This is a genomic window from Streptomyces palmae (assembly GCF_004684805.1).
In the GTDB taxonomy this organism is placed as follows: domain Bacteria; phylum Actinomycetota; class Actinomycetes; order Streptomycetales; family Streptomycetaceae; genus Streptomyces; species Streptomyces palmae.
Genome location: NZ_SRID01000027.1, coordinates 23329 through 34489 on the forward strand (window position 1 = coordinate 23329; position 11161 = coordinate 34489).

At 72.2% G+C, this 11161-nt stretch carries 12 protein-coding genes; 4 read left to right on the forward strand and 8 right to left on the reverse strand.

Going from position 1 to position 11161, the window contains the following annotated elements:
• Nucleotides 1-297: 297 nt before the first annotated feature.
• A complete protein-coding gene (gene groL, locus E4099_RS05165) occupies nucleotides 298-1926 on the reverse strand; it encodes a chaperonin GroEL (protein WP_135337736.1) in 1629 nt (542 codons plus the stop codon).
• A 95-nt stretch (nucleotides 1927-2021) separates the two neighbouring features.
• On the reverse strand, nucleotides 2022-2330 hold the full coding sequence (groES, locus tag E4099_RS05170; protein ID WP_073948330.1) for a co-chaperone GroES: 309 nt from the start codon (nucleotides 2328-2330) through the stop codon (nucleotides 2022-2024).
• Between the two features lie 278 nt (nucleotides 2331-2608).
• On the opposite strand from groES, the gene E4099_RS05175 reads away from it, so the two are divergent.
• A complete protein-coding gene (locus E4099_RS05175) occupies nucleotides 2609-3778 on the forward strand; it encodes a THUMP-like domain-containing protein (RefSeq protein WP_135337737.1) in 1170 nt (389 codons plus the stop codon).
• Nucleotides 3779-3820: 42 nt separating this feature from the next.
• On the opposite strand, the gene E4099_RS32835 is transcribed toward E4099_RS05175, so the two are convergent.
• Nucleotides 3821-3976 carry a hypothetical protein gene (locus E4099_RS32835; protein ID WP_167828294.1) on the reverse strand — a complete coding sequence of 52 codons (156 nt, stop codon included), beginning with the start codon at nucleotides 3974-3976 and terminating at the stop codon, nucleotides 3821-3823.
• 993 nt (nucleotides 3977-4969) lie between these two features.
• Here E4099_RS32835 and E4099_RS05180 point away from each other — a divergent pair.
• Both E4099_RS05180 and E4099_RS05185 read left to right on the forward strand, forming a co-directional pair.
• On the forward strand, nucleotides 4970-5248 hold the full coding sequence (locus E4099_RS05180) for a hypothetical protein (protein WP_209446525.1): 279 nt from the start codon (nucleotides 4970-4972) through the stop codon (nucleotides 5246-5248).
• A 64-nt stretch (nucleotides 5249-5312) separates the two neighbouring features.
• Nucleotides 5313-6209 carry an arylamine N-acetyltransferase family protein gene (locus E4099_RS05185; protein ID WP_135337738.1) on the forward strand — a complete coding sequence of 299 codons (897 nt, stop codon included), beginning with the start codon at nucleotides 5313-5315 and terminating at the stop codon, nucleotides 6207-6209.
• A gap of 26 nt (nucleotides 6210-6235) precedes the next feature.
• Here the strand turns inward: E4099_RS05185 and E4099_RS05190 are convergent, their stop codons facing one another.
• The gene (locus tag E4099_RS05190) at nucleotides 6236-6961 is read right to left on the reverse strand and encodes a hypothetical protein (RefSeq protein WP_135337739.1); all 726 of its coding nucleotides are present in this window, start codon (nucleotides 6959-6961) and stop codon (nucleotides 6236-6238) included.
• Between the two features lie 606 nt (nucleotides 6962-7567).
• Here E4099_RS05190 and E4099_RS05195 point away from each other — a divergent pair.
• On the forward strand, nucleotides 7568-7915 hold the full coding sequence (locus E4099_RS05195; RefSeq protein ID WP_135337740.1) for a VOC family protein: 348 nt from the start codon (nucleotides 7568-7570) through the stop codon (nucleotides 7913-7915).
• 156 nt (nucleotides 7916-8071) lie between these two features.
• On the opposite strand, the gene E4099_RS05200 is transcribed toward E4099_RS05195, so the two are convergent.
• The 4 genes from E4099_RS05200 to tsaB are packed head-to-tail and all read right to left on the reverse strand — an operon-like array spanning nucleotide 8072 to nucleotide 10758.
• Entirely contained in the window at nucleotides 8072-8326 is a 255-nt protein-coding gene (locus E4099_RS05200; protein ID WP_135337741.1) for a hypothetical protein, read from the reverse strand.
• On the reverse strand, nucleotides 8323-9489 hold the full coding sequence (gene tsaD / locus E4099_RS05205; protein WP_135337742.1) for a tRNA (adenosine(37)-N6)-threonylcarbamoyltransferase complex transferase subunit TsaD: 1167 nt from the start codon (nucleotides 9487-9489) through the stop codon (nucleotides 8323-8325). The genes E4099_RS05200 and tsaD overlap by 4 nt, the downstream gene beginning before the upstream one ends.
• The gene (rimI, locus tag E4099_RS05210; RefSeq protein WP_135337747.1) at nucleotides 9482-10051 is read right to left on the reverse strand and encodes a ribosomal protein S18-alanine N-acetyltransferase; all 570 of its coding nucleotides are present in this window, start codon (nucleotides 10049-10051) and stop codon (nucleotides 9482-9484) included. The genes tsaD and rimI overlap by 8 nt, the downstream gene beginning before the upstream one ends.
• A gap of 23 nt (nucleotides 10052-10074) precedes the next feature.
• A complete protein-coding gene (gene tsaB / locus E4099_RS05215) occupies nucleotides 10075-10758 on the reverse strand; it encodes a tRNA (adenosine(37)-N6)-threonylcarbamoyltransferase complex dimerization subunit type 1 TsaB (RefSeq protein WP_135337743.1) in 684 nt (227 codons plus the stop codon).
• Between the last annotated feature and the right edge of the window lie 403 nt (nucleotides 10759-11161).

Genomic DNA, 11161 nt, shown 5'->3' on the forward strand with positions numbered 1-11161 from the left:
CGGCCACCGCCACGGACCGCGCCGAACGGGCCCACCCCGCAGACCGGCCGCCGCTACGGACCGCGCTGAGCAGACCCACCCCGCACACCGGCCACCGCCATGGACCGCGAGGGGATGGTTCGGGTCGGCCGGCGGGCGACCGGCGGGCGGGCCGCGTGTCGGCGGCCGGACAGGCCAAGAGGCCCGATGCCTCCGCGACGGGGGCACCGGGCCTCTTGGCGTTCACGCTTGGGCGGGTCCCGGACCGGGCGCGCTGCCCGGTCCGGGGACTACCGACCGCGGGTCGGGGACCCTGGGTCAGTGGGAGTGCCCGTGACCGTGGCCGTGACCGGCCTCGGCCTCCTCCTCTTCCTTCTTCTCCACCACGAGGGTCTCGGTGGTGAGCAGCAGGGAGGCGATGGAGGCGGCGTTCTCCAGGGCGGAGCGGGTGACCTTGACCGGGTCGATGACGCCGGACTTCACCAGGTCGCCGTACTCGCCGGTGGCGGCGTTGAAGCCCTGGCCCTTGTCCAGCTCGGCGACCTTGGAGGTGATGACGTAGCCCTCCAGGCCGGCGTTCTCCGCGATCCAGCGCAGCGGCTCGACGGCGGCGCGGCGGACCACGGTGACACCGGTGGCCTCGTCGCCGGACAGGCCGAGGTTGCCCTCCAGCACCTTGACGGCGTGCACCAGCGCGGAGCCACCGCCGGAGACGATGCCCTCCTCGATCGCGGCGCGCGTCGCGGAGATGGCGTCCTCCAGACGGTGCTTCTTCTCCTTGAGCTCGACCTCGGTGGCGGCACCGACGCGGATCACGGAGACACCGCCGGCCAGCTTGGCGAGGCGCTCCTGGAGCTTCTCGCGGTCCCAGTCGGAGTCGGTGGCCTCGATCTCGGCCTTGATCTGCGCGACGCGGCCGGCCACGTCGTCGACGTTGCCCGCACCGTCGACGATGGTGGTGTCGTCCTTGGTGACGGTCACGCGGCGGGCGGTGCCCAGCACGTCCAGACCGGCCTGGTCGAGCTTGAGGCCGACCTCCTCGGCGATGACGGTGGCACCGGTGAGGGTGGCGATGTCGCCCAGGATCGCCTTGCGGCGGTCACCGAAGCCCGGGGCCTTGACGGCCACCGCGTTGAAGGTGCCGCGGATCTTGTTGACCACCAGGGTGGACAGCGCCTCGCCGTCCACGTCCTCGGCGATGATCAGCAGCGGCTTGGAGCCACCGGCCTGGATGACCTTCTCCAGCAGCGGCAGCAGGTCCTGGATGGAGGAGATCTTGCCCTGGTTGATCAGGATGTACGGGTCGTCCAGGACGGCCTCGAGGCGCTCCTGGTCGGTGACGAAGTACGGCGAGAGGTAGCCCTTGTCGAAGGCCATGCCCTCGGTGAAGTCCAGCTCCATGCCGAAGGTGTTGGACTCCTCGACGGTGATGACACCGTCCTTGCCGACCTTGTCGATCGCCTCGGCGATCAGCTCGCCGACCTGCTTGTCCTGGGCGGACAGCGCGGCGACGGCGGCGATGTCGGACTTCTCGTCGATCGGGCGGGCGGTCGCGAGCAGGTCCTCGGAGACGGCCTTGACGGCGGCGTCGATGCCCTTCTTCAGGGCGGCCGGGGAGGCGCCGGCGGCGACGTTGCGCAGACCCTCGCGGACCAGCGCCTGGGCCAGCACGGTGGCGGTGGTGGTGCCGTCACCCGCGATGTCGTTGGTCTTGGTCGCCACCTCCTTGACGAGCTGGGCGCCGAGGTTCTCGTACGGGTCCTCGATCTCCACCTCACGGGCGATGGTCACGCCGTCGTTGGTGATGGTCGGGGCGCCGAACTTCTTGTCGATGACGACATTGCGGCCCTTGGGGCCGATGGTCACCTTCACGGTGTCGGCAAGCTTGTTGACGCCACGCTCAAGGGCGCGACGGGCGTCCTCGTCGAACTTCAGAATCTTCGCCATGGGAGCTCTCTGGTCCTCTCAAAAGAACTGCGCCCCCGCCCCGGCGGAGTCAGTCGCGGGACCAGGGGCGCAGATCGAAGGCAAACGTCGGTGACTTACTTCTCGATGATCGCGAGAACGTCGCGAGCCGAGAGGACGAGGTACTCCTCGTTGTTGTACTTCACCTCGGTGCCGCCGTACTTGCTGTAGAGCACGACGTCGCCGACGGAGACGTCGAGCGGAAGGCGGTTGCCCTCCTCGAAGCGGCCCGGGCCCACGGCCAGGACGACGCCCTCCTGGGGCTTCTCCTTGGCGGTGTCCGGAATGACCAGGCCGGAGGCCGTGGTCTGCTCGGCGTCGAGCGGCTGGACCACGATGCGGTCCTCAAGCGGCTTGATGGCAACCTTGGAGCTGGCGGTCGTCACGATCCGACCTCCCCCTTCGGAGATCTCACGGGGTTAACTGTCTGAGGTGGCGACCAGGTGGATCCGTCGTCGCGGGTGCCGGACCTGCCCGTCGCGCGGCGGCACGCCCAGGGCTTGCCGCACTGTTGGCACTCCCCGGTGAGGAGTGCCAGCCCCGAGACTAGGACGCGGTTAGCACTCAGTCAACTAGAGTGCCAATTCCGTAGGCGCGCCGTCGGCCGCGCGCGCCCCCACCTGGCCGAACGCCGCGCCGCGCGCCCTGCGGGGACAATGGCCGGGTGGATGCCGACGCCTTCGAACACCTGCTCAGCCCCGAGGGGCAGGAGCTGCTCTCCGCGCTCCGTGACTACGACCCCGCCCAGGAGCTGGCCACCGCGACCCGGCTGCGCCGCGACCACCCGGCCGAGCTGGTCTCCGCGGCGCTCGGCCAGGCGCGGCTGCGGCAGCGGGCGGCGGCGAAGTTCGGCGCGGACGCCTATCGGATGTACTTCACGCCCGACGGGGTGGAGCAGTCCACCCGCACCTCGGTGGCCGACTACCGCGCCCGGCGATTCGCCGCGCTGGGCCCCGAGTCCGTGGCCGACCTGTGCGGTGGCATCGGCGGCGACGCGATCGCCCTGGCCCGCCGCGGCATCCGGGTCACCGCGGTCGACCGCTCCCCGCTGACCTGCGCGGCGGCCCGCGCCAACGCGGCGGCGCTGGGGCTGTCGGAGCGGCTGGAGGTGGAGTGCGCGGATGTCACCGCGTACGACACCGGGGCGTACCAGGCGGTCTTCCTCGACCCGGCCCGCAGAGGCGGCCGGGGCCGCGTTTTCGACCCGGAGGCGTACTCCCCTCCCCTGTCCTTCGCGGTGGAGGCGGCCCGCAGGGCGACCTGGGGCGCCATCAAGGTCGCCCCGGGCATCCCGCACGAGGCGATCCCGGAGGACGCCGAGGCGGAGTGGATCTCGGACGGCGGGGATGTGAAGGAAGCGGTGCTGTGGTTCGGCACCGAGCCCGGCGCGCGGCGCGCCACGCTGCTCCCGGCCGGGGCCACGCTGACCGGTCGCGGCCTGCCCGACCCGCCGGTCCGCCCGGTCGGCCGCTACCTCTACGAGCCGGACGGCGCGGTGATCCGCGCGCATCTGGTCGCCGAGGTGGCCGAGGAGCTGTCCGGCGGGCTGATCGACGCGACCATCGCCTATGTCACCGCGGACGAGCTGACGCCCACCCCGTATGCCACCGCCTACGAGATCACCGATGTGCTGCCGTTCAACGTCAAGCGGCTGAAGGCGCTGTTGCGGGAGCGCGAGGTGGGCGTGCTGACGGTCAAGAAGCGCGGCTCGGCGGTGGAGCCGGAGGAACTCCGCAGAAAGCTCAAGCTCGCCGGGCCGCACTCCTGCACGGTCTTCCTCACCCGGGTGTCCGGTGCCCCCAGCATGCTGCTGGGCCGCCCGGCGGCCGGGTGACGGGGCGGTGCGCCACACGGGCGGCATGGTCGGGCAGTCGGGCTAGGCGGAGTCGTTGTCGTACGTGATGGCGATCTGGTAGCTGCCATCGGGCTCTCGGCTCGGTACGCCGGCGGTCACCCGCAGCCCGTCCTGGTACCGGGCGGCACGGCCGACCCCCAGCGAATCGGCACCGCTCTCCACTTCCTGCGGATCCATGCTGTCCTCCAGCTCGCCCAGGGCGATCGCGCCATCGGAGCCCCGAGGAGGAGTTCCCGGGGCCCCGATCGCCCGTTCCCGTTGTGGGTGCGGGACCGCTGAGGCCCACCGCTCATGCCATATGAGCGCAGGTCGCGAACGCGGTGACGGGAACGGTGGAAACGGCGTTGGTGACCTGCCACCCGGTGGCAGTGGAGCCGGCGGTGGCAGGGACCGGGGTCATCGAGAGGAGAGTGGTGGTGATCGGCCCTGGCTCGGTCCATCCGCCACCGAGAGCCACGTCGCCGGGGTTGCAGTACGCCGTCGACACTCCCAGCTCCGTAGGCCCGACCACTGTGTACGTATTGGTGATTCCTGCCGGTCCTTGAGGACCTGCGGGCCCTGCCGGACCTGCGGGCCCTGCCGGACCTGCGGGCCCTGCCGGACCTGCGGGCCCTGCCGGTCCTGCGGGCCCTGCCAGACCTGCGGGCCCTGCCGGTCCGGGAGGTCCGGGAGGTCCGGGAGGTCCGGGAGGTCCGGGAGGTCCGGGTTTTCCTGGCGGGCAGGTGTGCGGGCAGTCGCCCTTTCCGCTGTCGCTGTCACCACCGCCGGACACCGCCTGGGCAGTCGAGGCGGCTCCCGTCACCAGCACCGCAGCCAGCACCGGTACGGCAGCGCGCCGTAGAAGCGCCGTGTGTTTCCGTCCCATTCCGTCCTCCGTGAATTGTTCGGTTTCCGGCCTCCCACTTGCGCATCGAGTATATGTAAATGCGGACAAATCATTTGGAAACGTTCGGGCGTGGCGCATCATCATGTTCAAGCTGCTTCTTCTGATGAGACCCCGATCGGCCAACCGCCGCGCGGCACCACCAACCGGCACCGACTCCGGCCACTCGAGGCGAGGGCGGGGAGCTTCACCTTCACGGTCGGCGGGTTGGCTTGCAGGTGAGTTTCGAGAACACCTCGGTGCTTGCTTCGGGACCATGGTGTGCTCTGCACGACGAGGGGGCCCGAGTGCTGCCGAAGTCCAAGGTCGATCTGTACGCGGCGATCCGCCGTGACGCCAGGACAGGCATGGCGACGCGCGCGCTCATGCGGAAGTACGGCGTCGGCTACGAGACCGCGCAGAGGGCCCTTGCGTCGGCCCTGCCGGAGCCGCGGAAGAAGACAAGGCCACGGGAGACGCGCCTGGACCCGTACAAGCCGGTGATCGGCATCATCCTGAAGTCGGACTTGACCGCACCGCGGAAACAGCGGCACACGGTAAGCACCGTCGCGGTAGTAAGTCGTTAGGTCCAGATCGTTTTCGCGCTGGAGACCGACGCGGTGGTGGGGGCGGACCCACTACGGTCGGAGCATGGCTCATGACACCGCCTCCGCCGCCCGCACCGCCGTCGCTCCGCAGCTGGACCTCGACGCCTATCTGGCCCGTATCAGCTGGTCGGGAGAGCGGCGGGCGGATGCGGACACCCTTCGCTCGCTGCACCGGGCGCATCTGCGGGGTATCCCGTTCGAGAACGTCCAGGCCCTGCTCGGCTCGGCGCCCTCGCTGGCGCTCCCCGACCTGGAGGCCAAGCTGGTCCGCGGCCGCCGGGGTGGCTACTGCTTCGAGCACAACACCCTCTTCGCCGCCGTCCTGGAGGCCTTCGGCTTCGGCGTCACCCGGCTCGCCGCCCGGGTCCGGGTGGGCGGCGGGTCGGCCATACGTCCGCGCACCCACATGCTGCTGCTGGTCGAGGTGGCGGGTGAGGACGGCGGCAGCTACCTGGCGGATGTCGGTTTCGGCGCTGTCGGCGGCCTCTACGAGGCGATTCCGCTGGTCCCGGAGACGGAGGCGCGGGACGGGGTGCGCCGCCACCGGCTGCTCCGGGAGCCCCACCACGGGCTGGAGGACCTGTGGGTGCTCCAGGCCTTCCAGGACGGAGAGTGGGCCGACCAGTACGCCTTCAACCGGGAGCCGTACGAGCCGGCCGACTTCGAGGTGATCAACTGGCACATAGCCACCAACCCCCGATCGCCCTTCTCCCACACCCTCTACGCCCAGCGCACCACCGCCGAGACGCACCTGGCGCTCAGTGGTCGCACTCTGGTGGAGACCTACGCCGACGGCACCCGCGAGGAGCGTTCACTCGCCGAGGAGCCGGGTGGCGCGGTCGACACGGAGGAGGCGATACGCCTGCTCTCCGAGGAGTTCGGCATCGAACTCCCCCCGGGCACCCGCCTGCCCGCCGCCCGGCGCACCTCAGGCTCCTGACCCGGCTGGCGCTCTCGGGCCGCCAGTCACCCCTCGGCCGGCTCCAGCGGCTCGGCACCCGCCTCGCCATGCGGGTGGGTGGCCCGCGCGGGGGTGAGTTCCCGGGCGACCAGTCGGTAGTAGTCGATGGCCTTGGCCAGTCCGAGGGCGCCGCCGCCGGCCAGTATCCCGGCCAGGCCCAGGCCCAGCACAGGGACGGCATGCCCATGGAGGAGGCGGCCCAGCCCGGTGGTCACCATGAGCGCCCCGGTGCAGCACAGCAGCAGCGAGGGCAGCAGCAGGAAGAGGGCGGACCCGGGCGCGTGCCAGCGGGGCCTGGCACGGCCCTGCTGCTGCTCGTACGGCGCCTCCGGCGGTGCCTGAGGCGGTTGCCGGTGCAGCGCGGCCCAGCGGTGCAGCAGATCGCGCACCCGTATGTCCTCGCGTATCGCCCCGCCCAGCACCAGCGTCCCCGGTATCAGCAGGGACGCCGCGAGCAGCAGCATCAGCCCGCCCAGCACCAGGTCGAACAGCTCACCTCGGAGCAGATGCCCGACACCGGGGGAAGCGATGGTCCAGCCCAGCCCCAACACCCCGGTGAGCAGCCACAGCAGCAGGGTGCGCCCCCGGGCCAGATAGCGCGGGACCAGCACCTCCAGGGCCTGCGTCCGCTCCTCGGACGTCACGCCCCCGCCCTGCCCGTCGATGGCCGGCACGGGCGGCTCCGGGAGGGGCGGCGGGGGCGACAGGTCGGCATGGCTGCGGGCGGTCATGCCCTCAGTGTCGCCGGTGCGCTGATCGAGGCTCGCGGGTGGTCGGCCGAGGGGGCCGACCCGGGGGTGTCGACCGGGCTGGGCCTGGTGGGACCTGGTGGGACCTGGTGGGGGCAGCGTGTGCCGACGCCGTGCTGCCGCGACACCGCCACCCTGGCGGCGCCGACCGCGTGGCGAGGTCCCGCCGGGGTTGGCGACGGTCACGGTCGCGGTCAGGGACGACACTGGCGGCGCCGGCCACGTGGTCGGGGTCCCGGCGCCCGGGCTCGGACCGCGCGGCGGGCGGGGGAAGGCGACTCGCGGCCGGTCGCCGCCTCGGTGCGCCGCAGTGTGGTCCGGTTTCCGCGTACCGTCGCGCCTACGGTGGCGACCGACTCATCGCGGCCATGACCGCCTCCCGGAGGGACGCTGGACCGACATCTCTCAACGGCCGTGTCAGTGAAGCGCATTGCCTTGATGAGGCGACCGCGGGGCTCGGCACGAGGGGCGGCCCCATCGCCCAACACGGCTCGCTCCAGGGTCCGTTGCTTGAAAGTGGGCAACGGCGGGGGCCTTGTAGTACTCCTGTGAGCGTCAGAGACCCGTCGCTCTTGTTTGGAGTTGTCGATGGCCATTCGCCGTGTTGTGCCCAACATCCAGTCCGAGGCGGTGGACGAGAGCCGGGAGTTCTACGGCTTGCTGGGCTTCGAGGAGGTCATGGATCTCGGCTGGATCGTCACGCTCGCCTCTCCGTCCCATCCGGCGGAGCAGGTCAGCTTCTTGGCCGGCGACAAGACCGCGCCGGTCATCCCCGATGTGAGCGTCGAGGTGGACGACGTGGACGCGGCCTATGCGGCCATGAAGGAGAGCGGTGCGGAGATCGTCCACCCCTTGCAGAACGAGGAGTGGGGGGTGCGGCGGTTCTTCGTCCGTGACCCCAACGGCCGGGTGATCAACGTCCTGAGCCACCGCTGACGCGGCACCCCGCCCGAGCCTGGCAGCCGGCCCGGGCTGAGCCCTGACAGCGGACATTCGCCAGGGCCCAGCCGGCGGTGTTCCTTCGGTGGAGCCGCCTCAGTGGTGCTTCCCTCAGCGGGGCTGCGTCAGTGGCGTTCCCTCGGCGGTGTTCCTTCAGCCGTCGACCGACTCGAAGCGCCAGCGGTGTACCGCGCGCCGGGCCAGCCCGTCGGCCGGCTCGGGGAGTTCGGGGAGTTCGGCCTCGTAGGGGGCGTTCCACCAGGTGATGACCAGGACGCGGTCCTCGGGGGCGCGGAAGGTCTCCCGGCGCAGTGGGGCGGGGGTCAGCTCCTGGCTCCGGGCCCAGGCCAGCAGCTCGGGGCCGCGCCCCTCGGCGGCCCGGGCCTCCCACATCAGGGCGAGCGTCATGAGTACAGGTTGTCCTTGCTCAGCTCGTGGAAGTGGTCGTGGTCATGGGCGGCGTGGCCGTGGGCGTGCGCATGGCCGTGCGGCTCGTGGTCGTCCTCGGGCTCCGTACCCGGCACATGGGTGTCGGTGACCGGGAGCGAGGAGTCCGCGGAGAGGTCCCAGCTGGAGGCGGAGCGGTCGCGGGCGACCATCTCGGCGCCCAGGGCCGCGACCATGGCTCCGTTGTCGGTGCACAGCTTGGGGCGGGGCACCCGCAGGATGATGCCGGCGTCCTCGCAGCGGCGCTCGGCCATGGCGCGCAGCCGGGAGTTGGCGGCGACGCCGCCGCCGATCATCAGGTGGTCCACGCCGTTGTCCTTGCAGGCGCGGACGGCCTTGCGGGTGAGCACGTCGACCACCGCCTCCTGGAAGGACGCGGAGACGTCCGCGATCGGGACGTCCTCGCCGGCGGCGCGCTTGGCCTCGATCCAGCGGGCGACGGCGGTCTTCAGCCCGGAGAAGGAGAAGTCGTAGGCGGGGTCGCGCGGACCGGTCAGACCGCGTGGGAAGGCGATCGCGTTCGGGTCGCCCTCGCGGGCGATGCGATCGATGACCGGGCCACCGGGGAAGCCCAGGTTGAGCACTCGGGCGATCTTGTCGAAGGCCTCGCCCGCCGCGTCGTCGATGGTGGCGCCCAGCGGTCGGACGTCGCTGGTGATGTCGGGGGCCAGCAGCAGCGAGGAGTGCCCGCCGCTGACCAGCAGGGCCATGGTCGGCTCGGGCAGCGGGCCGTGCTCCAGCTGGTCCACGCAGATGTGCGAGGCGAGGTGGTTGACGCCGTACAGCGGCTTGCCCAGGGCGTAGGCGTACGCCTTGGCGGCGGAGACGCCGACCAGCAGCGCCCCGGCCAGGCCGGGGCCCGCGGTCACCGCGATCCCGTCGAGGTCGGAGGCGGCCACCCCGGCCTCCTTGAGGGCCCGCTGGATGGTGGGGACCATCGCCTCCAGGTGGGCGCGGCTGGCGACCTCGGGGACGACGCCGCCGAAGCGGGCGTGCTCGTCCACGCTGGAGGCGACCGCGTCGGCCAGCAGGGTGTGCCCGCGGACGATGCCGACGCCGGTCTCGTCGCAGGAGGTCTCGATGCCGAGGACGAGAGGTTCGCTGCGGAGGCGGGAATCAGCCATGGGTCTGTGTTCCTTGGGTTCCTGGCGCGTGGCCGGTCATGGGGTGGGGATCGGATGCGGGCCGCGGGGGCGTCTGCGGTTCCCGCCGGTCGGCGGGTTCCGGCCGCGCGGGCGTCTGGGCGGCCGGTCCGGACAGCCGCATCACCAGGGCGTCGACGTTGCCGGGCTGGTAGTAGCCCCTGCGGAAGCCGATGGGTTCGAAGCCGAAGCGTTCGTAGAGGCGCTGGGCCCGGGTGTTGTCCACCCGCACTTCGAGCAGCACCTCGTGGCAGTCGTGCGCGGTGGCGGCCTGGAGGAGGTCGGTGAGCAGCCGGGATCCGAGGCCGGTGCCCCACTGGTCGCGGGCGGCGGCGATGGTGAGGACGTCGCCGGTGCCGTCGATGGCCGCCAGTCCCGCGTAGCCGACGATCCGGCCGGCGGCCTCGGCGACCACGTAGTGGCGGGTGGCCCGCGGCCCGCGCGCCTGCGCCAGGTCGGACCAGAACATGCCACGCGACCAGGCGTCCTCGGGGAACAGATCGTGCTCCAGCGCCAGCACCGGCTCGATGTCCCACCAGCGCATCTCGCGCAGTACGGCGGACTCGCTCACGACGGGGTGACCACCTTGTAGTTGGCGGGCACCTGGGCGTCCGGGCGGCGCAGGTACAGCGGGCGGTCCGGCAGGAAGCCGCCGGAGGCCACCGACTCGCCCGCGGCCAGCTTCTCCGCGGCCAGCGCGGCCAGTGCCCCGGCCGACTGGTTCTCGGGCATGCCGGGCGGCACCGGGCCGAAGGAGTCCGGGTAGAGCAGGGCCCCGGCGCCGACCGCCGGAAGTCCGGCGACCTGCTCGGCGATCTCGGCCGGCCGGTCCACGGCGGGCTCGGTGACCCGGGTCCGCGAGGAGTCGTAGCGGGCCCAGTAGACCTCCTTGCGGCGCGCGTCGGTGGCGACCACGAAGGGGCCCTCCAGACCGGCCTGCCCGGCGGCGTGGGCGATGCCGTCCAGGGTGCACAGTCCGTAGACCGGCAGGTCCAGCGCGGCGCCGAAGGTGGCCGCGGTGACCAGGCCGACCCGCAGCCCGGTGTACGGGCCGGGTCCGACCCCGACCACGATCCCGGTCAGGTCGGCCAGCGTGCGCCCGGCCTCGCCGAGCACCCGGTCAACCGCCGGCAGCAGCAGTTCCCCGTGGCGCCGGGCGTCGGTTCTGGTGGACTCGGCGATCACCTGCGTGCCGTCGTGCAGGGCGGCGGTGACGGCGGGCGTGGCGGTATCAAGGGCGAGCAGCAACACGGTGACAAGCGTACGGCGCCTTCGCGGGCACGATGGCCGGCCGGCTTCCGGAGCACCGCGCTCAAGCGGGGCGCCCGCACGGGGCGGGGTGGCCTGCGGCCCGGCGCGAGGGCGTACGCCCGGGGCTCGGTCCCGCCGGCCCGGCAGCCGCACGGGGAGGCGGGGGTGGTGGCCCGGCTCGCCCTGGGCATGGGTTGACGGGCGCTGCGGGGCGCCCCGCCGACCTGCGCAAGGGGGCCACAGGTCGTTTGCCCGACCTGGGCGCGGGCGCGTACACCTGGGGCTCGGCCCGTCGGCTGGCAGCAACACGGTGACAAGCGTACGGCGCCTTCGCGGGCACGATGGCCGGCCGGCTTCCGGAGCACCGCGCTCAAGCGGGGCGCCCGCACGGGGCGGGGTGGCC